The following is a 25,833-nucleotide window of genomic DNA, read 5'->3' as shown; positions in this document are numbered from 1 at the left end:
TAATTTATTCTATATCGAAAGAACCCCTTTGCTCAACGTGTTTATTTGTTCAGCAAAGGGGTTCTTTTAGTATATTTTATTGTCCGTGATAAATGCTGAAATTGAGTGGTTTGATGTTGTTCTTAGACCATTCTTCAAATATTTTTCTTTTGTTTTTATCATTTTCAACGATTGTTATGCCACAGTCACCGCCACCTGCGCCAGATGTTTTACTTGCGCCGCCATATGTTTCGCCGATTTCACATAATTTTTTTAAATGTGGTGTTTCGATGTCTATTGTAGCGAATGAATCTAAATATTGGATGACTGTGCGATTTTTTCTAATTGTTTCTTGTACGCCTTGAATATTATTTGTTTTAAAAGCTTTTATAAGTTGTTCGACAAATGTTTGCGATTGGTCAAGAAATTGTCCATATATTGTTGGGTCGGCTTTCAAGCGTTTAACTTCACTTACTAAATGGTGTGAAGAGGCTGGTGAACCTGTCCATCCGATTAGTACTTCCATATGTTCTGGTGCTTGAAGTGGTTCTATGTGTAAACCTGGCCAGTTTTTAAATAGAACATCCAATACAGATGTTTCTTCGATTTGTTGTTTTACCCAATCGTGGTCAAATGTACTATATACTAACCAACCTGTATAAACACTAACAGCAATATCACCGCATGAGCTCAAACTTTGTAATTTCATGTTTGCGATAACGGCTAGTTTATAGATGTACAAGTTGGATAATTGCATATTGTAAAATTCATTCAACGCTTTTATAACGGATACTAATACTGCTGCGCTAGAACCCAATCCATATTTATGTCCTGATGAATCATCAAGATTACTATCTATTGTAAGATTGTAATGTCTTAAAGTGACGTTTGAGCTTTTAGCAAACTGTTCAAACACTTCAATAGCTTGTGTAATATATTTAAGTTGATCTGCTGCATCTGTATCAGAAATGATTATTTTATCTTGTTCTCTTTTAAAAGTAATCGGTTCATGATGTAAAGTCTTAGAATGGATAAATCCTGAAGTTGAATGAGTATCTTCAATAGTTGCCGTCACAAATCGGTCAACTGCGATTAATACAGATTTATATCCAGGTTCTGTAACTGCATATTCTCCAGCGATATACAGCTTTCCTGGTGCTTTGACTTGAATCATTTTATCTCTTCCTTATTCCATAATTTCAATACCTGTGTGAGTAATATCACTCGCAATAACTTGTTCTTCATTAAAAGATTCAAGTAAAGCGTCTATTATATATTGTTGGTTGTTCTTTTCAACTAAAATTTTAACATTTGGTCCAGCATCCATTGTGAAATAGCATGGATATCCAGCTTTTCTACAGTTGTGGACAATTTCCATAACTTCATAACTTTCAGGAACTAAGTAAGAAAAAGGTGGTTGTGCACCTAAGTTTGTAGAATGCATACGTAATCCATTTTCTTCTATGACTTCACCTAAATGTTTGAAGTCTTTTTGTTTAATTGCTTGCTTTACAGATGCAATATCTTCATCTACATGATCTAACCAATATTGATAGAATCGAGATGTATCGCGTGTGTGAGACATACCTGAACGGCTAGAGACTTTTTTAGATTGGTTATTAATAACGACAAATATCATAGATAAATCGTCTTCCCAACCATCTGATTCTATTGAATGTGCATATGATGTTTCATCATCGAATCCTTTTTCCCATTCAGCAAATCCGCCGAAAATACTTCTTGAAGCAGAACCGGAACCTCTTCGTGCTAATCGAGATAAATCTTTATCTGACATGTTTAAATCTAACGCTTCATTACAAGCAGCTGCTAAGGCTGCATATGCACTTGCAGAAGATGCAAGACCAGCAGCAGTAGGTACATAATTGACGCTTTCGATGTGTGCGTGTAGTGATGATTGACTACGTTCTCTAACGATATCCATAAAACGATAAATTTTCTTAGATTGTTCTTCGCTAACTTCTTGTCCATTTAATATTAAAGTATCTTTTTTATAATCAGGACTAAATGTTACTTTAGTTTCTGTATAAAATTTATCTAGTGTAACGGATAAACTATTATTCATGGGAATGATTAAGTCCTCATTGGCTTTTCCCCAATATTTAATTAAAGCAATATTTGTATGTGCACGGGCTTTGCCACTAATATTCAATCTCGTTAACCTCCTAAGTTTTCAATCCAAGTATGATGTGCACCGAATTTTTCAGCACTTGTTGCCACTTTTTCAGCTATTTCAAGGTTTTGTGCGAGTACAATCATACTACCGCCGCGACCACCGCCAGTGAGTTTACCAGCAGTTGCTCCTTGTGTTTTGCTTATTTCAAGTAATGCTTCGATATTATCATGACTGACAGTAAGCTTACGTAAATTATCTTGAGCTAGCTCAAACACATGTGCTAATTGGTTGAAATCATGACGTTCAATTGCTTCGTTTGCTTCATATACGAGATTGCCAATATGTTCGATGAATCGCATACATTGCTCATTATGATCACATAAGTTATGGACATCTTCTACTGCTTTCTTTGTAGAGCCTCTAACACCAGTGTCTATTACAACCATATATCCTTTTAATGCTAAAGGATTTAAAGTTGTTACTTTTCCTTGATGGAACCATACAGGTTTATTAGAAACAATTGTTTGAGTATCGATGCCACTCGGTTTGCCGTGAGCGATTTGTTCTGCCCAATTCGCTTCTTCTATTAATAATTCGTCGGTAAGTGGCTTATTTATATAATCATAACTTGCTCTTACAAAGGCGATAGCCATAGCAGCACTGGAACCTAATCCTCTTGAAGGGGGAAGATTCGTTTCAAAAGTAACATTTATAGAGTCTTCTATATGATGTTTTTCGACAAAGCGAGTCGTAACAGCTTTTATATGTTCAGGCGCTTGTTGTAACGGACCTTCATATACATCGCTATTAATGTATGAAGCGTCATCTTTACTAAGAGACTTAATTGTTACCTTCACTTTACCTGTTGTAAATGGAATTGCTATTGCTGGTTGTCCAAAAGTAACAGCATGCTCTCCTATTAAAATGACTTTACCATTTGCTTCCCCGTATCCTATTTGTGCCATATTTTCAATCACCTTTAATATTTCCTATTTTATTTTTGTTAAACAACACTATATTATTATAAAGCTCTGTCACCATATATTCAAAAACTTTAACTAATTAATGTATATAAATTACACTTTTAATGAAATTGATAACTATTATGTCCTTTTGCGAAGCCTTTTGCTGTAAATAACCAAGAATCGCCACCACGTTCTATATCGTTAGCACAAATGATTAATTGATTTGTACCTGGGATAAACGCAGGATGTGTAGATCTTAACATGTGACCTTGATCTCGACCTGGCATTAATATTTGTCCAATAGGGTAACCATTTTTGTTGAATACAAGAACTCTTCCTTGACCGTACATAGCGACATAAAGGTTGTCATCACTGTCTATACAACAAGAATCCGGACCTTCATGACCAGTAAAATGATAAGGAATTGATGCGCCAAATGGTTCAATCGTAACACCATCTTCTTCTAAAGAAATACGATGTAATCTATTGGCGTTTGTTTCAGTAACCCAAAGGATACGTTCATCTGTACTTAATGCAATGCCGTTTGCTACAGCCATGTTTTGAATGATAGGTGTAATCGTTTGATGATCTGGTGAAACATAATAAACACCGCCAAGAGGGTTAGTAGAGTAACCTCTAAAATCAGTGAAATAGAAACCACCTTTACTATCAAATACTAAATCATCAATACAATATTCAGTATCAATGTCTGAAACAATACTTTGAGGATTATGACCGTTCGAATCAGTGGATATAACACCACCAGAATTTTTGAAATCACCTAAGTAAGACAAATATAAGCTTCCATCCTTATGTATTTTAACAGAAGCTGGGTTTGTTTTCTCAGATTTGAATACAGTATTCACTTTTTTCTCAGGTAAGTCTACTCTAAAAATGGTTCCGCCAAATACTTCACATAAAAAAAGATTATGATCTCTATCAAAACACAAGCCTTCTAATTGAAGACCTTCGTCAGAAATTTTTAGCCAAGGGTCGGCAGTAACAGTTTGTATATGTTGTTCACTCTCAAGAAGCGGAACAGCACTTTTCGAGGCTTCTGTGTAATATAAAGATGGAATATCTTGATTAGTCATATTCAACTCTCCTTCAATTTATACTCTATAAAAAAGCGAGCGTGCACTTTAAAGATACGATTAAGATATATATTTAATATTATCACTTTATATCTTACATTGAAAATGAATATTATATCGTAAAAAAGTCTTATATACAGGAGATAGTGGGGGTGTATAGGATAAATACATAAATATAAGAGGAGAAAAGCTGAGTAAAATTATGATATATTGGAAGACTTTGATTAAATAGAGAGTTAATCGAAGAGATGGAGAAAGTTGTAGATTAATTCGTTAGTTAATCGAAGAGAAGACTAAAGTTGTAGATTAATTCAGTAGTTAATCGAAGAGAAGGCTAAAGTTGTAGATTAATTCGTTAGTTAATCGAAGAGATGGTGTAAGTTGTAGATTAATTCAGAAGTTAATCTAAGAGAAGACTAAAGTTGTAGATTAATTCAGTAGTTAATCGAAGAGTTGGGCTAAGTTGTAGATTAATTCCACAATTAATCTAAGACATTTCACAAATGAAAAGCAGCTTTTCCTGATTTAGAAAAAGCTGCTACGTTTTTTGAAATTATATTACTTTTGAGCGTTGTTCTAGATATGTTTGTAAATCTGGTGACAATACATAACCGACTGATCTTAAATCTGATACTTTAGATGCATTCAACAAGTTTGCTATTACGTGCATTTGTTCTATGAATTGTTTCATATGTTCTATTGTATCTTCTACTCCATACTCATCTAGATATTTAAGTACGTATCCAGATAGGCCGACTGCTTCTGCACCTAATACTAATGATTTTATAGCATCTAATGGGTTCTTAACACCGCCACTTGCTAGTACATGGATATCTGTGTTTAATAATTTAGCTTCTAGTAAACTTTGTACTGTACTTTGTCCCCATTGATTTAAGAATGCCATGTCTTTTAATGGTCTTCTTTGGTTCTCAATATCTGCAAAGTTAGTTCCACCTCTACCGCTTATATCAACATATTGAATTCCTATATCTTTTACCTTTTTAATTGTTTCGGCGCTCATACCAAAGCCTACTTCTTTAATAATGACGGGTATATCAATGTTTTCTTGGATTTCTTGAATGTTTGTTAACCAATTTTCAAATTGAGTATCACCTTCAGGCATAATTAATTCTTGTGGTGCGTTAACATGAATTTGTAAGGCATCTGCATTTAATAATTCAATTGATTTTTTTGCTTTAGCGTATTCGATATCTGCTCCAACGTTACTAAAAATTAGGCCATCAGGATTCTCATCTCGTACAACTGTGAAGCTAGATTCAGCATTAGAATCTTTTAAAGCTGAATGTGTAGAACCGACTGCCATTGGAATATCACATGCTTTCGCAATTTGTGCTAATTCCTTATTTATTGTTGCTGCTCTTTCACTTCCACCTGTCATCGCATTGATATAAATAGGATATTTGAAAGTGAAGTGAGGGAATTGTACAGATAAGTCGATTTGATTTTTATTTATTGAAGGAATGGATTGATGAATTAACTGTACTTTATCAAAATCAGTACCTGCATATTGATAAGTATCTAAAGCTAATTGAATATGTTCATTCTTTCTTTTACTTCTTAGTGAGTCGTCCATTCATTTATCCTCCGTGCATCTAAATGTTTAATGATTTATTTTATCTCATACACATTATAGCAGTTGTCATATTGAATATAAACTAAACAATATCATTCTAGACACCGTGTAGACTGCCGTTCATATAGACTAGAAAAACAGAATTAGCTATTTGTGTTAATATAAATAGTAAATACTATAGATATATAACTTATGGAGGAGAACGTTATTAAACTTCACAAATTTACTTTAATTATGATTTGTACATTATTATTAAGTGGGTGTTCATTGCCGGGTTTAGGCGGAGCATCAGCTGACAGTGTTAAAATAACTGCGCTTGCGACAAGCGAATCTCAAATTATGGCACATATGATTCGACTACAAATTGAACATGATACAAATGGGGAAGTTAAACCGGTTATTGTAAATAATCTTGGCTCTGCAGCCATTGAACATAATGCAATTTTAAATGATGATGCTCAAATATCTGCTACAAGATATACAGGTACTGATTTAGTAGGTGCGCTTGATTCAGATCCTATTACAAATACTAAAAAAGCTGAAAAAGCAGTTAAGACAGGTTTTCAAAATAAATTTGACCAAACATTTTTTGATTCATATGGATTTGAAAATACTTTTGCTTTTACTGTAACAAAAGAAACAGCTAAAAAATATAATTTGAAAAAGGTATCAGATTTAGAAAAACATAAAGATGAACTAAGAGTTGCAAGTGACGCGACTTGGATAAAGCGTAAAGGTGACGGCTATCCAGCATTTACAAAAGCTTATGGATTTGAATTTGAACATATAAGATCAATGCAAATTGGACTCGTATATGATGCATTGAAGAATAAGAGTATCGATGCAGCACTTGGTTATACGACAGACGGAAGAATTGCTGCCTATGATTTAGTGACTTTAGAAGATGATCGTCATTTCTTCCCACCTTACGATGCAAGTCCATTAGCAACAAATGAATATTTAAAAGAAAATCCGAAATCTAAAAAATCAATCGAAAAATTACTTGATAAAGTTTCTACGAAAAAAATGCAAGAACTGAATTTTAAAGCTGATGGTGAAAAAGAAGAACCAGCTATTATTGCAGAAAAGTTCCTAAAAAAACATAATTATTTCGAATAAATGTAAAAGCAGAAGTAAGTCAGAAATCCCATACGGTTAACTAATGCGAATCTAATGATAAGAGGCTGAGACAATAATTTGTCCCAGCCTCTTACTTTATATATAATGCTATGCCCAACCTCTGAAACGGGTTGCTTCGGCAGTTCGTCTAACTCCTACGACATAGGCAGATAATCTCATATCTAAATGTCGACTTTGAGATATTTCATACACTTTATCAAAAGCTTCAACCATCTTTTCTTTTAATAAATCATTGACTTCTTTTTCAGTCCAATAAAGACCTTGATTGTTCTGAACCCATTCAAAGTAGGAAACAGTTACGCCACCAGCACTAGCTAATACGTCTGGAATTAATAATACACCATTCTCAGTAAGGATGCGTGTAGCTTCCTGTGTAGTAGGGCCGTTAGCAGCTTCAGCTACAATAGTTGCTTTAATATCACCGGCATTTTGAGTAGTGATTTGGTTAGCTAACGCTGCTGGTACTAAAATATCACAATCAATTTCAAATAATTCACTATTTGTAATAAGATTATCAAATAAAGGTGTGATTCTACCATGTTCTTTACGCAGTTCTAATAAATGATCAATATCTAAACCATCAGGATCATATAATGCACCGCGACTTTCAGAAATACAGACAATTTTCGCACCCTTATCATGTAGAATTTTAGCGATAAAGCTACCAGCATTACCAAATCCTTGAATGACAACACGTGAATCTTTTATGTTAATATTTTTACGTTTAGCCGCTTCTTCGATTGTAATAACAGCACCTAATGCAGTCGCTTGTTCACGTCCAAGTGAACCACCTAATGCAATCGGTTTACCTGTGATAAAGTTTGGCGCATTTACTTTATGCATCAAACTATATTCATCCATCATCCACGACATAATTTGAGCATCCGTGTACACATCAGGTGCCGGAATGTCTTTAGAAGGTCCGACAATTTGAGATATTGCTCTGACAAAACCTCTAGATAATCGTTCAAGTTCTGTCTTGCTCATATTATGAGGGTCACATTGAATGGCCCCTTTACCACCACCATAAGGTAAATTAACGATGCCACATTTCAAAGTCATCCACATAGATAAAGCTTTGACTTCATTTTCGTCGACATCTGGATGGAAACGAACGCCACCTTTAGTCGGTCCTACTGAACTATTATGTTGAGAACGATAGCCTGTAAAAGTTTGTACTGAACCATCATCCATTTTTACTGGTATGCGAACTTTTAAGAATCTAGCAGGTTCCTTAATAAGCTCGTAAAGGCCTTCATCATAACCTAATTTATATAATGCTTCTTCAATAATATTCTGTGTTGAAGTAACAAGATTACTTTTTTCACTCATGATTGACTCTCCTTCGTATGTATAAAAACTATGTTAAAAAAAACATATTAAAACTAATCATAGTACTTATGAAAATATTTTTCAATAAAATAAACAGAATTTACTAAAAAATTCGAAAATTTTATAATTCTTATTTATATAGTAAATTTATGAGCTGTTTCAAATATAACGAGTAAAGATTTATTATAGTGTGAAACGAGGCTAGGACAAGTTAAATGTCCTAGACTCGTTTTTGTTATAACGTACTCGCTGAAAATACCCCCTCCAACAAGTTGTTAACAATGTTATGATAAATGTAATCAATAGCATTTGTTACTTGAAAGAGGGGGTGTTTTTTTGGCTGAAATGTTCAATATTTTACTTACTGTTGTTGTACCTATCTTTCTAATGACAGGATTAGGTTATGTTCTACAAAAGCGTGTTAAGTTAGACTTGAGAACGTTAGCTAAATTGAATATTAACGTGTTCGTTCCTGGGTTTATTTTTGCGAAGTTCTACAAAGCTGACTTAGCTGTTAATTTACTGATTTCTATTGTTATCTTCTTTATTATTTACATCGTGATGTTATATATCGTTGCTTTCGCATTGGCCAAAATACAAAATTTAGATAAAGGTAAAGAGACGACATTGACGAACAGCGTGCTCTTTTTTAACTCTGGTAATTATGGTGCACCATTAAATGATATTGTTTTTAAGAGTGATCCACTAGCAATGTCAGCGCAAGTGATTGTGTTAACTTTACAAAATATCTTTACGTTTACATATGGTGTCTTTGCGATTCAATCTGTTCAATTAGGTAAACTTAAAGCACTCATTAATTATTTTAAGATGCCGATTATTTATGCGCTTTTACTAGCAATCATCTTAAACTACAATCATATTCCAATTCCTGAATTTATGTGGACAACAGTTAGTTATTTGTCTGACGCCATGATTGCAGTTGCTTTAATTCTATTAGGAGCTCAAATTGCGAACATTAAAATTAACTTCAGATGGTCGTCATCGTATATTTATATATTTGTTCGACTGATAGTTGGTCCAGCGATTGCACTTGTTATTATAAAATGCATGGGGTTGGATGGTATTATTGCACAAACTTTATTTATTGCTTCAGCTATGCCGACATCTGTAAATAGTTCGGTTATTGCTCAAGAATATGATAATTATCCAGAATTGGCGGCAGAACTTGTCTTTATGTCTACTTTATTCAGCTCGATTTCTGTAGTTATCGTCATTTATTTATCTCATATTATTTTTTAATGTAAATTTAAATATTCTCTAAAAGTATTTCCTGAGTAATATTCACGATAAAGTCCACGACGTTGTAACTCTGGAATAATAAATTTTACAAAGTCTTCTAAACTATATGGAAGAGTAGGGGGCATTAAATTAAAGCCGTCAGCTACGCCTAATTTAAACCAACGTTCCATTTCATCTACAATTTCAACAGGTGTCCCTATTAAAGTAAGATGCCCACCGCCAGCATTGAGATAACCTAATAATGCTCTTACTGTAGGTTGGGTGTCTTCAATAATTTCTAAAATAGTTTCATATCTGCCTACTGGACCATCGAATGATTCTACTGGAGGCAATTCCGGAACGGGTTCATCTAATGACCATTTTGTACAGTCTTGTCTTACAAAAGTGCTAAGTTGTTTTATAGCATTTTCTATTGGAAGTCGTTTATCTAATTTTTCTTTTTTAAGCAAAGCTTCTTCATGCGTTTCAGCCACATAAGTTACTAATCCAGGGAATACTTTAATGTATTTATTCGGAGTGTTACTTTGCTGAATCGCGTTGTTTAATTTGGTTCTATAGGCTTTTGCTTGTTTCAAATTCCAAGAAACAGAATAGACAGCATCAGCATGTTTGACTGCTAAAGCAATTCCTTGTTTAGAAGCGCCTGCTTGCATAGCGACAGGTTTACCTTGTGGACTGCTTGGTGTCGATAAAGGTCCATTGACTTGAAAATGCTCTCCAGAATGATTAAAAGAATGAATATGTTCGTGTTTAATCAATTGATTTGTTGTTCGCGAATGTATGAAATCTTTTTTATGCCAAGAAGTGAACAATTTATCCATTAAATCAGCAAACTCATAAGCTTGTTGATACCTTCTGTCGTGTGGTGGGAGAGCAGGCATACTATGGTTTTGTGCTTCTAAGTCGGACATAGATGTAACTAAGTTCCAACCGACGCGTCCATTAGTAGCATGATCAAGCGTTAAAAGTTGTCTAGCTGCAGTATAAGGATTTGAGAAAGAACTTGATATTGTTGAAACTAATCCAATATGTTTTGTTGCTTGAGATATAGCAGTTAAATTCACAATTGGATCTAGCCAAAATGCTGGCATTTCACTGTCTGCATTAGCAGGGAACGATTGATTATCAGCAAAAAACACTGCATCTAATAATCCTTTTTCTGAAAGCTGAGCCAATGATTGATAGTATGAAATATCTCCAATTTGCTCGATATATGAATCTTCCATAAGCCATGCAGCTTGATGATGTCCACATCCATATAATAAGACACCGATGTTTAGTTGTTCATGATTGAATTTTTTCATTCATATTCTCCTTAATTCTCGTTTGAAATGCTAGTTCATCGTTAAACCACCATCAACAGTATAGTTTTGCCCTGTTATGCCGGTTGCTTTATCTGATGCTAAAAAACTCACCATATTTGCAACATCTTGTGGAGTTGTAACTTTTTTTAGAGGCGTAGACTGGGCAATTAAATCAAACACATCAGGTGTTGTAACTGAACTTGCATCGGTCGTTTTTAGTAAGCCACCAGATACTACATTTGCAGTAATACCATATTGGCCTAATTCTGCTGCAATATTGCGTGTGAAACCGATTAATCCGGCTTTTGCAGTTGTATATTCATGATATGGCACAACGGGATTTTGGAATAGGTTTGTTCCAATACTAATAACAGCTCCATGTTTTCTTTCAATAAATTGAGGCGCCACACTTTGAACGATATTAAAAGCAGCTTTTAAAGTACCATCAATTTGTTGTTGATAATCTTCCCAAGAAAGATCGATAAAAGGTTGTTGCTTAACAGGATCAAATTTAAAGTTAACGAGTGCATTATTAACAACAACATCAATTTGTCCAAAGTGTTTTGTTCCTTCTGATATTAATTGATTAACTTCTTTACGGTTTGTAACGTCTGCTTTAATAGCAATAGCACATTCATTCCCAAGTTCAGCAACAAGATGTTCAGCGGATTCTTTACTGTTGTTGTAATTGATGATAACTTGATGACCTTCATTTACTAATGTACGTGCAATTGTTGCACCTAAACCTCTACTACTTCCTGTAACTAATACTGTTCTCGTCATTTAAATCACTCCTAATCAAAATTTAAATAAAAAAATACACAACCATCTTGTAAGAAAGTTGTGTAAAATTAGAAAGCTATTTATAAAAGGGCATATTCGTCCCTACAAATTCATTTCACCAACACTTTCCTACGCTAGTATGAACTAGTTCAGGTTCGAAGGGTTTGAGTAAATACTCATCTCAGTTTAAAACACCCCTAGTGCATTTATTTAATTATTTTCAATGTATAGTTTTTAGGTAAGTATGTCAAGTTAGTCTAAGAGATGCAAGATTCATACTGAGCGCTTCAAATTATATTTCTTTCAATATATTATATATTTTATCAGTACTATCTGCATTTATTAATTGTTCTCGTGTTTCGTCGTCCATCAGCGTACGTGATAGTCTTTGTAGTAGTTTTAAGTGTGTATCACTACTGTCATTTGGTACGGCGATTAGGAAGATGATTTTTGGTTGTGTATGATCTAAACTTTCCCAATCTACACCGTTTTTATTATTGAGTACTGCTACAACTGGTTGTTTTACGACATTTGATTTAGCGTGCGGGATGGCTACATTCATACCTATTGCAGTCGTTGATTCTGACTCACGTTTAAGTACGCCTTCTTTCAAAATTTGTTCATCTTCAATATAGTTATGATGTTTTAAGTTTTGAATAAGTTTATCTATAGCTTCATCTCTAGACATGTTACGATTTTCTATTGCTATAACATTCTTATCAAATACTTCGAACGTTTCTGTATTTTCTTCTTTCTTTTCAGTGTTTGATGTTGTTTCTTCTTTATGATCATCATCTTCAGTTCCCATGAAAGAAGATGTAAGGTTACTGTCTGAATCTGCAGTATCAGTTGTGACTAATGATTTTTCTTTTTTCTTTAAAAGTAATGTTACAAGCATTGTCACGATGCTTCCGACAATAACGGCTATAAAGAACCATAATATTTTATCTATACCACCAAGTACTGCTACGATTGGTCCACCATGAGCTACTCTGTCTCCAACGCCACCTATAGATGCTATAACGGCAGCGACCATTGCGCCAACCATATTTGCTGGAATAATTCGTAATGGATCTTGGGCTGCAAATGGGATAGCACCTTCGGTAATACCGAAAAGTCCCATTGTGAATGAAGCTTTACCCATTTCAATTTCACCTTTATTAAATTTACGTTTATTAAAGAATGTTGCTAGTCCTAATCCAATTGGTGGCGTACATACTGCTACTGCAACCATACCCATAACTGAATAGTTACCTTCAGCAATTAATGCTGATCCAAATAAGAAAGCTACTTTATTTACAGGACCACCCATATCAAATGCAATCATTGCGCCAATAATAAGGGCTAAGATGACACTATTTGCACCTTGCATACCTTTTAACCATGTTGTTAATCCTTCAAAAATGCTGGCAATTGGTGCTCCAATAACAAATATAAATATGAGTCCTACTATTATTGAAGATATAATCGGAATAATTATAATTGGCATAATAGGTGCCATCGCTTTTGGAATTTTGATGTTTTTAATCCATTTTGCTATATAACCAGCTAAGAAACCAGCAACAATACCACCTAAGAAACCTGCGCCAGCTTCACTGCCATAGAAACTTCCGTCAGCGGCAATTGCACCACCAATCATACCTGGAACTAGACCAGGTTTATCGGCAATACTGACCGCAATATAACCAGCTAGTATAGGAACCATGAAACTAAATGCTAAGCTACCAATGTTTTCTATAGATTTCCAAAATGAATCTTCTGGAATTTTCAATCCTTCTGGCGTAGCATTTCCACCTAATGTTAATGCTATAGCCATTAATAAACCACCAACTACAATGAATGGAACCATGAAGGAAACACCATTCATTAAATGTTGGTATACCATTTGTAGACCACTTTTTTGATCATCATCATCAGCTTGTTTATTACCATTTTTATCATGATGTATTTTAGCGTCTTGATCAATGATGCGTTGAATAAGTAGTTGAGGATTGTGGATACCTTCTCTTACACTTTCGTTAATTAATCGTTTCCCGTCAAAGCGTGATAAATCAACTTGTCTGTCAGCAGCAATAATGATGCCGTCTGCTTCTCTAATTTCTTTTGATGTTAGTACATTTTCTGCCCCAACACCACCTTGTGTTTCTACTTTTATATCTATGCCCATTTCTTTAGCAGCTTGCTCTAATTTTTCTTGAGCCATGTATGTATGTGCTATCCCGTTTGGACAAGATGTTATAGCTAATATTTTCATAACGTCATCTCCTTCTTAAGTTCATTGTAAACGCATTCAAAAGCTAATAAAAAAGAATAATTGCCGTTAGTAGTGGCAATTATTCTTTAAATCGTTTTATGATTTTATTTTTGAATTGTTTATCATCAAGTTTTAATAAATATTCTACGTCTTGTTCACTAAGTGCAGCTATACTATGAATGATTTTTTTCATAACTTGAGCATCTCTATCAGCGATTGCTAAAAAGAAAATCAATTTTACTTTATGTTGCTTCCAAGGTACCTCTTGCCGATGTCTAAACATCAATACATGAGATTTAAGAACACGTGTAGGATCACCATGTGGTATCGCAATATTGTTTCCTATATAAGTTGAGGAGAATTTTTCGCGTTCTAAAGCACTTTCGATATAACCATTTGTTATAGCATGTTTATCTTCCAATATAATTTGAGTTTGTTCAAAAATATCTACTGTTGTAGTTTCATTTTGTTGAATAGGTTGAGATACAAATTCAATGGGTGATAAGGCATCTTTTTTTAGGATTGGGTTTTGCTTTTGATTTAAAATGGTTTGAATTTTATTTGCATCATCTTCAGAAAATAATGGAGAAACGTGCACGACCTCAACTGAATCAGGTACGTTTGCCATATCGATTTCATGTGTCGTAACGAGTATATCAGTATTAGAAAAATGATATTGAGGAACGTCTTCAAGTTTTAGCGTATCTGTAATGTTAATTTTGTCGTTAAGTTTTTGTATGCGTGCTTCTAATAAACTTGAAATGCCGAGACCGTAATAGCACGTAATGACAATATTGAAGTGTTCTTGTACATTTCTATCAATTGATGATTGAAAATGTAATGCTAAAAAGGCAATTTCATCCTCGCTTAAATTAAGTTGTGCATCTGACTCAAGATGATTAACCGTTTCATATAATGCATTAAAAACAAAAGGATATTGTCGTTTAATATCATCGGTAAGTGGATTGTTTATATAAATATTTTTTACAATCCTTAAATAAGTTCTACTAAAATGTGAATAAATATTTTCACGAAGTAAGTCATCATGCTCGAAATCGATGCCAACTTTCAGATTCATTTGGTGTATCAGTCTATCTATATAACTTTGGATGAAAATATGCTTAAATCCAAGATCGTATTTATCAAAATAATAACTAATAAAGAATGAAAATAACTTTGCTGTTTCATCGCTTAAATTGTATTTTAATTGTTGATTAATGTCTTGAATAATTGCCCGGGAAATGACGAGTGCTTCTTCGTTAATGTCCCATTTTTCATTTGATTCTTTAATTCTTTTGAAAATAATAATTAGGTGTACAAGTAATTGTCGTATATGCACTTTAGAAGTTTGGATACCTTGTTCATTTAAATGTTGTTCCATAATATACATGATTAGCTGACTATGTGCTTTTGGGATTTCATGAATAATAAAATCTTCTACTTTGACATCATTAGTAGAAAGCTGATTTAAATGGAGAATTGCATTTCGTATATCCATTTCATTACCTTTAATTGTTACACCTTTTCTTTTAACGAGTTTAATTGAAATATCAAAAGACTCACACCAAGATTGAATTTGTGCAATATAGTCTATAATTTCATTTTTATTTAAATTAAAATCTTGGGCTAATTGATCTAAAGTAACAGATTGTTTATACATAAGCAGTTGATAAGCTAGCTTTATCATCGTTTGCCCGTTCTTTTCAGTATATTGTATTAAAATATTTTCAATCTCATTAATGCTATATAGCTCTTTGTTTAACCTATATCCACGACCTTTAACACTTATAATGACATTTTCAATAATTTCAGTATTAATATATTTAATATCGTTTCTTACAGTTCGGTTAGAAACGATTAAATAGTCAGCTATTTCATTCCCGTTTAAATAACTTTCACTATTTAGTAGTAATAATTTAATTAACTTAACGTGTCTATCTAACATATTCTTTCACCACATTCCCCAAATCATTCTATTCCGTTTCCATTATATTGTAAGCATTAAAAATATGATAAACAAGTTTGATCAGTGTTTATCGTTCTTTAAATATAAAGATATAACTAATAGAATTTTGGTAATTTTTAGAAATAATAATATAAATATTCGATTAATTCAAAATGAAAGAATTCATTAAAAATATAAATTAATATTATTATTAACTGGAAAATATTTTACATAAAATCATACAAATCGATTGTTAATTATAGTATAATTCCATTAAATGCATTTCCATAAAATGACATTAGGAGGATATATGAAGAAGACAATATTTTTATTTGCATCTTTTTTATTAATTTTTGGTTATTTTGACCAATTTATACAAGCAAAAGATGAACCAATCGAACACTCAATAAGAGTAGGTGATGGAGATAACATGTGCATGAGACCGGTAGAAGGTGATTTTTCTTTTGATATTAAAGAAGACAAAAGACCGGTGGATCTAGTAATCATTCAAGATGCTAGTGGTAGTTTTAAAGATAATATAGCAAGTGTTAAGTCTGCAGTTACACAATCCGTGCAAAAAATGGATCCTGAAGACAGAGTAATGCTCACTTCTTATCAAGGTGGTAATCAAGTTAAATATAATAATGGAAACACTGCTATAGTAGGGGGTACTCCTGTTTCCACTAAAACTTTACAAAACTTAAGTAGGAATAAAGACTTAACAACTGCTTATAATAATTTAGTTCTTGCTGGCGGGACACCAACTGCTACAGGACTTCAATATGCAATTGATCAATATAAAAGTATAAGATCTAATGAGTCAGAAGATAGAAAGACTGTATTTTTATTAATAACTGATGGAGTTGCCAATGTTCAGTTAGATGGATACGTACATAAACTAAATAATCAAACTTCTGATTATACAACTGGGGATTCATACTCATTAGAATACAATCAAGATTATAAAGGGGCACTTTCACAAGTTCAAAATTTAATGCAAACTATAAATTCATCTGATTATGAAATGTCAGTAGGATTCTGGGAAAGTATTAATCAGCTGTCTTCGCCTACACAGTATTATGATAAGTATCAATCTCAAGTTTCACCATATATTAAAAATGGATTAGCTAATAGTGCATCAAGTGAAGGTCATTTTATTGCTGAAAATGATATTAATAATTTTGCAAAAAGGTTATCAGGATTAATAGCAAATTCAATTCTTTCTGTACCTAAAACACAAGTTGAACTTAACATTAATAAGAATTTCGACTTAAAAGAATTTAATATAACTACTGATACTGGAGAAAATATTCAATATCAAAAAGTAGGCAATAAAGTTACATTTGATTTAAAAGCTGGAAGTAATATAAGAAATGTAAAAGTAAATTATAAATTAAATGAACAAGAAAAAGTGACTGAAAACAACACTGTTGTTACGAGTGGATTTGTTCAATTTGGTAACGACCGACAATTATTAAAAGAAGGCATGATTAATGCTAATACATTAAATTGTGATCCTTCGACTGAAGAGCCAAGCACTGAAGAACCGAGCACAGAAGAGCCAAGCACTGAAGAACCGAGCACAGAAGAGCCAAGCACTGAAGAACCGAGCACAGAAGAGCCAAGCACAGAGGAACCAAGCACGGAAGAGCCGAGCACGGAAGAGCCAAGCACGGAAGAGCCGAGCACAGAAGAGCCAAGTACTGAAGAACCAAGTACTGAAGAGCCAAGCACTGAAGAGCCAAGTACCGAGGAACCAAGTACGGAAGAGCCAAACACGGAAGAGCCGAGCACAGAAGAGCCGAGCACAGAAGAGCCAAGTACTGAAGAACCAAGTACTGAAGAACCAAGTACCGAGGAACCAAGTACGGAAGAGCCGAGCACAGAGGAACCAAGCACTGAAGAGCCGAGCACAGAAGAGCCAAGCACAGAAGAGCCAAGCACAGAAGAGCCAAGTACAGAGGAACCAAGTACAGAAGAACCGAGTACGGAAGAACCAAGCACCGAAGAGCCAAGTACGGAGGAACCAAGTACGGAAGAACCGAGCACCGAAGAACCAAGCACCGAAGAACCAAGTACGGAAGAGCCAAGCACCGAGGAACCAAGTACGGAAGAACCAAGCACGGAAGAGCCAAGTACAGAAGAGCCAAGTACAGAAGAACCAAGCACTGAAGAACCAAGTACAGAAGAGCCAAGTACGGAAGAGCCAAGTACGGAAGAACCAAGTACAGAGGAACCAAGTACAAATTCAAGTATAGAAAAACCAAATACTGATCCAAGTGCTAAAGAACCAAGTAGTCCTGCAGAAGGGAATCAATTAAAACCAAATGATGATTCTAGCAGTACAGATAAAGACAAACATTCAAATAGTCAAACACAGAATAATGATAAAAATAACTTTTTACCAAATACGGGTGAAGCAATTAAATCTCATCCAGTAATATCAACTTTCATTGGTATTTTATTATTAGTGATAGGTATTGGATTATTTGCTTTTAGACGAAAACAATAACATTAATGCCCTTTCTTGAATTTAAGAAAGGGCTCTATTTATAGGAGAATATAATGAGAAATATAATTAACAAAAAAATTGCGAAAGTGATAATTGGATTTGGGATATTGTTGCTTTTAGCATTAATTGTAAACGGGTATCCAATCTATCAATTTTATAAAAATGAAATTATTTTTACAGGACCAAATGATGGTATATCTCAGATGTTGCCATTTCAAATGTACATTTTTGAACAATATACCTCTGGAAATTTCTTTTATTCAACTGATTTTGGTTTAGGTGGAGACTTTTATTCAGATTTAGCTTATTATTACTCAACTTCAGTAATATTTATGTTAAACATTATAGGTGTATCACTTATTAATATTATCCATCCACTCAATACAGGAGATATTAAATTTTGGGCAGAAAATGCAATTTATATTTCTGTGTTTAAGAGCATGCTTATTATAGGATTTACGTATTTGTACTTTAGAATCATTAAAATGGGGCATTTAACTAGTGTACTCGGTGGATTGCTCTTTGCGTCTTCATCACTTTACTATCGTTTTACGACACACTGGTCTTTTTTTAGTGATGTCTTTATTTGGTTACCTATTTTATTAATAGCTATTGAATTATTTTTTAGAAAAAAACAATATTGGCCGATTATTTTGATTGTAGCACTTTCATTAATTAATAATTTTTATTTTGGTTATTACCAAGCTATAACTGGTATATTTTATTTTGTTATTAGGATTTTTTATAAACAGAAAGATGATTTAAAGATTAGTAAAAAAGACTACATGAAGTTTATTTGTTCTACTATTCTTGGATTTGGTATTAGCTTATTTGCATTTTTCTATTCAGCTAGAAGCTTTATAAATAATGAACGACCAAAATATAACGTTGATGTAGGTTTATTTAACCCCTTTAATGTTCATGCAAATATCTTTTATGACAATTATTTAATTGTAATTTTGTTTGTGGCAATCCAAGCAATATTCACTATCTCATTATATAAATATCGTTTTTATAAGATGTTTAGTATTGTGACGATTACTTTGATGTTATTATCTGTTACAAGCTTGCCAGATATCTTTTTCAATGGATTTTCAGCACCACAGAAAAGATGGCATTATTTATTGGCGTTCTTTTCAAGTGGATTAATTGTGCAATATGTTCAATATTTCAAAGAAATTAAGATAAAAACATATATCATCTCTTTAATACCTACGTTGGTTATTTTAATAATAGGCTGGATGGTAGCAAATTATTTTACAGTTTGGCTATTAATGTTTCCCATAATTTCTGGTATCGGTTATCTCATTTTAATTACCAATAAAGAAAAATTGAGAAATGGATTATATATCGCTTTAATTATAAGTATCGGCATTTTGTCAATTTTAGTAGCGTATGTTAATACTGACAAACAAATTTATCATGATGATCATCGTAAAAGGGCTTCATTATATTATTTGAATTCCAGCGTATACGATAGTGGCTTACAAAAATATTATATTAATGAAATGAATCGTAATAAAAAAGATGAGGAAAGAATAGGTTGGAGAGTACTGAGTCAAGATAACTCACCTTTATATCAAGGCTATAAAGGGATGAGCATTTACTCAAGTATCTTTGATAAACAGTGGGTAGATTTTTATTATAGGAAGATGAAAGTTAATTTACCTCACGAATCAGTTAGTAGATATACATTGTTTCAAGACCGTTCAAATATTTATAGTTTATTTTCTACAAAATATTTTATGAAAAAATCATACGATCAAGGACATCCGACTAACTTCGAAAAAATTAAAGCAGATGGAAAGTACGACATATATGAAAATAAAATGCAATTACCTGCAGTTAAAGTTACTCATAAATATTATGATGATGAAAAATTGAATACGCCTATTGATAGAGAACACGCTATGATAGATGGCGCAATTACTGATAAAGGAACTGAAAAAATTAATGAATCGAAAAATATGTTAAATCATGCTGAGATAACATATAAAAATATCGCTAAAAAGAATGGTAAATATGAGTTTATGCCTCATAACGAAATTAAAATTCATCTTAACAATGATATTAAATCAAATGAAAATTACTATTTATCTATGTATATAGATCGTAAATCTGTAGAATCAAATTTTAAAGTTTTTGTTAATGATTATCAAAATTTAAGATTATTTGAATCATCAAAATATCGTACTCATGAAAATAATTTGTTATATAATACAAAACCTGATAAAAATGGCGATATTATCGTTCGAGTTACACCTGGTGTTTATAAATTTAAGTTGCAAGAATTACATAAAGAGGATTATGAATACTTAAAGTCAGGCATTAAACAATACCCAAAAAATCAATACACATATAATGAAACAAAAAATGATATACAAATTCGATTGAAAGAACACAAATCAGGTAAAGCAATCGTTAATATTCCCTACAAGAAAGGTCTAACAGCTGAAGTAGATGGAGTGAAGAGAAAAGTAGAGAGAGTGAATTATGTAATGACAGGAATAGATGTGAAAAGTAATGAACATCACATCGTATTAAAATACTTTCCTCCTTATTTTAAAATAATCGTTAGTATTAGTATTATTTCTTTAATCTTAAGTATAGTTTTTTGTACTAAATTAGGTGGAAAATTGAAATCTTTCATAAACAAATAACAAGTAATATAAGTACATAAATATTATAATTATCTATAAGAAATGATTACTAAGGTGGGATAATTTGATTAAAGAAATTTATATAGATGACACGCGTGTTCAATTAACTCATTTTGAAGATGAAGTGGATCAAGGATTATACAAGATATCAATTGAATTTGATGTAACAAGTGAAGCGTATCACGACATTGCCGTTTTATTATATAGGGAAGAGTTCGATATAAATATTCCTGAAAAAAATAAGCGTTTTAAAGCTAAGATATTCAATTATGCTACATCTTTAACGAATTTATATGAGTCAGATCAAGTTGCGCAATATAGACTCATTCTTGTTGAAATACCAGAAGAAACAAAGGAATGATAAATATGAAATTGAGTATACTTGATCAAGCGCCAATCTCTCCAAATGAAACTGCTCAAGATGCCTTAAATGGATCAGTAGAATTAGCTAAATTAGGAGAATCATTAGGTTATTCAAGGTATTGGTTGACTGAACATCACGGGTTATCAAACCTCGCAAGCTCTGCACCAGAAGTGTTATTGGCATACATCGGTGCGCATACGAAAAAGATTAGAATAGGCGCTGGCGCTATATTATTACCGCATTACCGACCTTATAAAGTGGCGGAATTATTTAATACTTTATCTACATTGTTTCCAAATCGTATAGACTTAGGTATAGGTAGGGCACCAGGTGGTTCAGCAGAAGCGACAAATGCGTTATCTACTCAATATTTAAAGCAAGTTTGGGCATTACCTGAATTGTTAGATGAATTGCTTATGTTTTTAGAAGATAATTTTCCAGAAGAACATGAGTACAGCAAAGTAGCCGTGTTGCCTAAACCAGATGTTGCGCCTGTTCCTTGGTTATTAGGTACGAGTGAGAAAAGTGCATTGTTAGCAGCTAAATATGGATTGCCATATGTGTTTGGAAAATTCATGAGCGATCAAGATGGAACAGAAATCGTTCAAAGTTATCGTGACCATTTTAAGGAGAGCGTGTCTGGTAAAAAGTCTGAAGTGATTGTCACAGTATCTGTTATATGCGCAGAAACAACACAAGAAGCGGAAGAGCTTGCAGTAAAAAGTTTAATTCCAGCAGTTCAAAGTGATGATAAAAATCATAAAGTAGTCGAGTATGAAGAACTTTCTGAAAGAGAAATAAGCATGCTAGATGAAATGAAGAACAATATGATTATAGGAAATGCTAAAAAGATTAAATCAGAACTTCAATCACTCCAAAATCAATATGGTTGTGACGAGATTATGATTAGTACGAATACAATTTCTTATGAAGACAGAATTCAATCGTATCGATTAATCGCACAAGCGTTATTAGTCTAATTAAAGGGTGATTCCCATGATTCTTTTAATAGGTAAAATAATTATATCAGTCGGCCTTATAGTAGGTTCAATTATAGAAGAAACAGTGAGATCAAGACGAAAGAAAGAGAAACAAAATAGCCATAATGACACTCGTTTTTAATAGTCAAAATGAGACAGGAGAGATTTCATTGAGTATTACAAGAGGAATTAATCATATAGGATTAACGGTTCCTAGTATCGATGAAGCAACTAAATTTTTCAAAGAAGCACTTGATGGAAAAATAGCTTATGATAGTCAAACAGAAATTGATATTCCAAGAGCCGGAGCGTTTGTTGAAAATGTATTAGGACTTGAAGATGGGGCTAAAATAATTAAAAAGAGAATGATGGTATTTGGTAATGGTCCAAATATAGAAATGTTCGAATTCAAAGATGCTAAACAAAAAGAACCTGTTTTGTTACAAGATGTAGGTTATACACATTTATCATTTTATGTAGATGAATTTGATAAAGCTTTTGAACGTATACAAAATGCAGGTGGTGTAGCATTATCAGAGCCACATGATAATACAAGGTATGAAGATACAGAAGGGAATAAGACTGTCTATGTGCAAACGCCGTGGGGAAGTTTAATAGAATTACAAACTGTACCTTCAGGATTTTATTACCCAGAAAATAGTGAAGCGGAAGTATTCACACCAGAAAAATAAAAACTCCCTGAAGTTGGATTATATAATCTAACTTCAGGGAGTTTTTGTGTAATGATCAAGACTCATATAACAAGCTTGTTAGCCTACAATATCATCATTTTAAATGTTTGTTTATTTCAGAAACGAGTGCTTGTACGCCTTTACGTTCTAGGTGAATACCATCATAGGCAAAGTAGTCTGTGTTACCTTCTGCTCTACAGTTCCAATCTATTAATTGTACGTTTTTATGTGTATTGGCAACTTTTGATAATTTTTCATTTACGCTTTTTTTCCAATCTCGAGGGACATTTGTATTTACTACGTACACTTTAGAATCTCCGAACAGACTAATTAAATTATTTAAATCTTCATATGAAAAGTCACCGTTTGTACCGAGTTCGAGTACTACTTGTTGGTTTTTTTGTTTAAAATCACTGTACTTATCTTGAACGAGTGGAATGGCATCATATAAATTACGCCCCACCTTACCATCTATTATAGAATCTGGATAATCTTTATGAAGTTCTTCTCCTATATCAACCATTACTGAATCTCCAATAAATAAAGGTGGATCTTTATGGATATTTTTATTAGTGGTATGTGGTTTGTTTATATCTATTTTAGGTACAGGTAAAATGACATTTTTATGTGAGGTGTCATTACCTGTTACAGTATAAGCAGTCTTTACTTCTTTTTTATTTTCGTGTTGTAAATAGTCATAGTGCCCGAATAAAGTAATAATTGAGCAGCTTATCAATATTAGGGCAGTGCAACTTCTTAAAATCATTTTCTTTAACGCATATTTATTAGGTATGAAATATTTTAATCCTTCTTTTCTAAAAGGCACTTCAACATAACGGTATGAACATTCCGCTAATATCAAAGTTAAAATGATTTCTACAATAATTATATAAAATGGTATATGTCCTTGAACAAAGTGTCTATTAGTAAACGTTATAACTGGATAATGCCATAAATACAAACTGTATGATCTTTGACCAATCCATAAAAATATTCTATTACCCAATATTTTTGATAATAGCGTGCTAGGATGAACAGCACTAGCTATTGCAGGAAGTGTACACAATGAAATGAAATAAATACCACCAAAATAAAACCAATTATCATTTGAGGAAACAGTCATAATAAATATAATGAGTAATCCTATTGAAACGAGGCCAAAAGATTCAATTGTTATCTTAAGTGGTAATTTGATTTTATCTTTTAATCTAAACGGTGGCCATATGTATGCTAGCAGAACACCTAACAATAAAGTTTGCAATCTAGTATCTGTACCAAAATAAACTCTCGAATTATCAGCATTAGGATGTGCGATAAAAATCATTGCTAAAACAGAAATGAGAGAACAAATAAAAATAATCAGTAAAAAATGTTTTTTCAGTTTCTTAATACGAATTAAGAGTAAGAGTAACAGTGGCCATACAATATAGAATTGTTCTTCAATGGCTAGACTCCACAAATGTTTCAGTGGCATAATTTTAAAGCTATCAAAGTAACTAACATCATGAAAAATATACCACCAGTTTGAAACATAAAATAATGCTGCAAGAGCATCTTGTTTAACATTCTTAATGATATTAGGTTCGAAAATCAATGTATATATTAAGACAACACTTATTAAAAATAAGACTGCCGGGAGTAATCTTTTAATTCTTTTCTTCCAAAACTGAATCAAATCAATTGAGCCGGTATGATTATATTCGTGTAAGAGTATGCTCGTTATTAAATAGCCAGAAATGATAAAGAACGTATCAACACCTAAAAAACCACCCGATAACCATTTAGGATTAAGGTGATAAATGATAATTGATATAACAGCTAAAGCTCTCAATCCATCTAAGCCATATAAATATCTTATTGGATGGCTATTTATCTTTTTTTCTTGACCATGCATTGTTTATTGGCTCCTTGTAATCAATGTATATATTTGAATCGGTAGAATTATACCATAATTTGACAAATATATACATAAAAAGGATAAAACAGAGAGGGTACATAAATAAGGTTTTTGGAAAAATGAAACAGAGAGGCTGGGACAATTAATTTGTCCCAGCCTCTGCTTCATCATACTTTTACTATCTGGCCAATATGTGGAGCACCTTAGCAAGTTCTAACTAGCAAAATTCTGGATAATGCTCCTTAAAAAGTTCTAACTGGCATAATTCTGAATAGTGCTCCTTAGAAAGTTCTAACTAGCAAAATTCTGAATAATGCTCCTTAGAAAGCACCACATACGGACATTACTCAGAATTATGTCCCTAACACTACCTCATACGGACATTACTCAGAATTATGTCCCTAACACTTCCATAGTAGTAATCCTAAATATTGAATTAACCCATACGTTTGAGTAATTCAGCTTTAATGATATTCAACGCTTCTTTATAATTTTCTGCAGTATGTTCTTGTGCATTTACAATGAGTAAATCGATTAAATCAGTATCATTTTTTTGACTAACTTCTTCTTCAAATTGAAAAATATTTTCTTCAGTCTCTTTGTGACTAGCATTTGGTTTAACAATTTGATAGTAACTATCGGCGCCTAATCCACCTTCTTCAATCATTACTGAAATTTCTGAGGATCTATGCTCATTTTGTCGGTTCACTTTGATAAGATTTTTACCTTCAACAGTCATTTGAAAAACCTCCTTGATTACTAAATATTAAAATCCAAAATTTAAAACTAGAGAGACAGTTCCTAATTATCTTTAGTGTATTATTACACGACTAAAAACACAATTAGAATGCTCAAAAAAATTGGGAGGTAAATATATTAGCGCTTTCACATCTTCTAATTTACATTTGATACCAGTTGTTTTAATATAATGATATACAGATTTT

Annotated in this window: 18 protein-coding genes, 2 pseudogenes and 1 riboswitch; of the genes and pseudogenes, 7 read left to right on the top strand and 13 right to left on the bottom strand. The window is 32.8% G+C overall.

Annotated elements, in window-relative coordinates:
* Positions 1–76: 76 nt before the first annotated feature.
* From B2G86_RS07160 to fni, 5 genes are all read right to left on the bottom strand, one after another.
* Positions 77–1,153, bottom strand: a complete 1,077-nt coding sequence (locus B2G86_RS07160; RefSeq protein ID WP_078357445.1) for a phosphomevalonate kinase — start codon at positions 1,151–1,153, stop codon at positions 77–79.
* Positions 1,154–1,165: 12 nt separating this feature from the next.
* Positions 1,166–2,149 (bottom strand): diphosphomevalonate decarboxylase, encoded by a 984-nt coding sequence (mvaD, locus tag B2G86_RS07155; RefSeq protein WP_078357444.1) that lies wholly within the window; start codon positions 2,147–2,149, stop codon positions 1,166–1,168.
* Positions 2,150–2,154: 5 nt separating this feature from the next.
* Positions 2,155–3,078, bottom strand: coding sequence for a mevalonate kinase (gene mvk, locus B2G86_RS07150; RefSeq protein ID WP_078357443.1), 924 nt, complete (start codon positions 3,076–3,078; stop codon positions 2,155–2,157).
* A gap of 119 nt (positions 3,079–3,197) precedes the next feature.
* Positions 3,198–4,172 carry an SMP-30/gluconolactonase/LRE family protein gene (locus tag B2G86_RS07145; protein ID WP_078357442.1) on the bottom strand — a complete coding sequence of 325 codons (975 nt, stop codon included), beginning with the start codon at positions 4,170–4,172 and terminating at the stop codon, positions 3,198–3,200.
* 553 nt (positions 4,173–4,725) lie between these two features.
* On the bottom strand, positions 4,726–5,766 hold the full coding sequence (gene fni, locus B2G86_RS07140; protein WP_078357441.1) for a type 2 isopentenyl-diphosphate Delta-isomerase: 1,041 nt from the start codon (positions 5,764–5,766) through the stop codon (positions 4,726–4,728).
* 192 nt (positions 5,767–5,958) lie between these two features.
* Here fni and B2G86_RS07135 point away from each other — a divergent pair, with 192 nt between their 5' ends.
* Positions 5,959–6,885, top strand: coding sequence for an osmoprotectant ABC transporter substrate-binding protein (locus B2G86_RS07135; RefSeq protein WP_198931328.1), 927 nt, complete (start codon positions 5,959–5,961; stop codon positions 6,883–6,885).
* Between the two features lie 108 nt (positions 6,886–6,993).
* On the opposite strand, the gene B2G86_RS07130 is transcribed toward B2G86_RS07135, so the two are convergent.
* Positions 6,994–8,238 (bottom strand): Glu/Leu/Phe/Val family dehydrogenase, encoded by a 1,245-nt coding sequence (locus tag B2G86_RS07130; protein ID WP_078357439.1) that lies wholly within the window; start codon positions 8,236–8,238, stop codon positions 6,994–6,996.
* Positions 8,239–8,574: 336 nt separating this feature from the next.
* Between B2G86_RS07130 and B2G86_RS07125 the strand changes: the two genes are divergently transcribed.
* Entirely contained in the window at positions 8,575–9,498 is a 924-nt protein-coding gene (locus B2G86_RS07125; protein WP_078357438.1) for an AEC family transporter, read from the top strand.
* Here B2G86_RS07125 and B2G86_RS07120 read toward each other — a convergent pair.
* The 5 genes and pseudogenes from B2G86_RS07120 to B2G86_RS07105 all read right to left on the bottom strand — a co-directional run bounded on the left by B2G86_RS07120 (position 9,495) and on the right by B2G86_RS07105 (position 15,784).
* Complete coding sequence (locus tag B2G86_RS07120; RefSeq protein ID WP_078357437.1) at positions 9,495–10,802, bottom strand: NtaA/DmoA family FMN-dependent monooxygenase; 1,308 nt, start codon at positions 10,800–10,802, stop codon at positions 9,495–9,497. The two genes, B2G86_RS07125 and B2G86_RS07120, sit on opposite strands and share 4 nt — an antisense overlap.
* Positions 10,803–10,832: 30 nt before the next feature.
* Positions 10,833–11,585: a 3-oxoacyl-ACP reductase gene (locus B2G86_RS07115; RefSeq protein ID WP_078357436.1), complete on the bottom strand. Its 753-nt coding sequence runs from the start codon at positions 11,583–11,585 to the stop codon at positions 10,833–10,835.
* Between the two features lie 109 nt (positions 11,586–11,694).
* A riboswitch (TPP riboswitch) is annotated at positions 11,695–11,794 on the bottom strand.
* Between the two features lie 83 nt (positions 11,795–11,877).
* A pseudogene (locus B2G86_RS13625) lies at positions 11,878–12,312 on the bottom strand (PTS sugar transporter subunit IIA); the annotation flags it as partial.
* Between the two features lie 143 nt (positions 12,313–12,455).
* Positions 12,456–13,839 (bottom strand): annotated as a pseudogene (locus tag B2G86_RS07110) (PTS fructose transporter subunit IIC); the annotation flags it as partial.
* 79 nt (positions 13,840–13,918) lie between these two features.
* Positions 13,919–15,784: a BglG family transcription antiterminator gene (locus B2G86_RS07105; RefSeq protein ID WP_078357434.1), complete on the bottom strand. Its 1,866-nt coding sequence runs from the start codon at positions 15,782–15,784 to the stop codon at positions 13,919–13,921.
* Positions 15,785–16,094: 310 nt separating this feature from the next.
* Between B2G86_RS07105 and B2G86_RS13390 the strand changes: the two genes are divergently transcribed.
* The 5 genes from B2G86_RS13390 to B2G86_RS07065 all read left to right on the top strand — a co-directional run bounded on the left by B2G86_RS13390 (position 16,095) and on the right by B2G86_RS07065 (position 22,992).
* Complete coding sequence (locus B2G86_RS13390; protein WP_198931327.1) at positions 16,095–18,296, top strand: VWA domain-containing protein; 2,202 nt, start codon at positions 16,095–16,097, stop codon at positions 18,294–18,296.
* 53 nt (positions 18,297–18,349) lie between these two features.
* Positions 18,350–20,956, top strand: coding sequence for a YfhO family protein (locus tag B2G86_RS07080; RefSeq protein WP_078357433.1), 2,607 nt, complete (start codon positions 18,350–18,352; stop codon positions 20,954–20,956).
* 64 nt (positions 20,957–21,020) lie between these two features.
* Positions 21,021–21,317, top strand: a complete 297-nt coding sequence (locus B2G86_RS07075) for a DUF3219 family protein (protein WP_078357432.1) — start codon at positions 21,021–21,023, stop codon at positions 21,315–21,317.
* 5 nt (positions 21,318–21,322) lie between these two features.
* Entirely contained in the window at positions 21,323–22,300 is a 978-nt protein-coding gene (locus B2G86_RS07070) for an LLM class flavin-dependent oxidoreductase (RefSeq protein ID WP_078357523.1), read from the top strand.
* 170 nt (positions 22,301–22,470) lie between these two features.
* Positions 22,471–22,992 (top strand): VOC family protein, encoded by a 522-nt coding sequence (locus B2G86_RS07065; RefSeq protein WP_078357431.1) that lies wholly within the window; start codon positions 22,471–22,473, stop codon positions 22,990–22,992.
* A 94-nt stretch (positions 22,993–23,086) separates the two neighbouring features.
* Here the strand turns inward: B2G86_RS07065 and B2G86_RS07060 are convergent, their stop codons facing one another.
* Positions 23,087–24,886: an acyltransferase family protein gene (locus B2G86_RS07060; protein ID WP_078357430.1), complete on the bottom strand. Its 1,800-nt coding sequence runs from the start codon at positions 24,884–24,886 to the stop codon at positions 23,087–23,089.
* Between the two features lie 439 nt (positions 24,887–25,325).
* A complete protein-coding gene (locus tag B2G86_RS07055) occupies positions 25,326–25,628 on the bottom strand; it encodes a hypothetical protein (RefSeq protein WP_078357429.1) in 303 nt (100 codons plus the stop codon).
* Positions 25,629–25,833: the final 205 nt, after the last annotated feature.

It is taken from the genome of Mammaliicoccus fleurettii (assembly GCF_002018435.1).
GTDB lineage: Bacteria > Bacillota > Bacilli > Staphylococcales > Staphylococcaceae > Mammaliicoccus > Mammaliicoccus fleurettii.
This window is presented reverse-complemented; position numbering and strand designations above follow the sequence as displayed.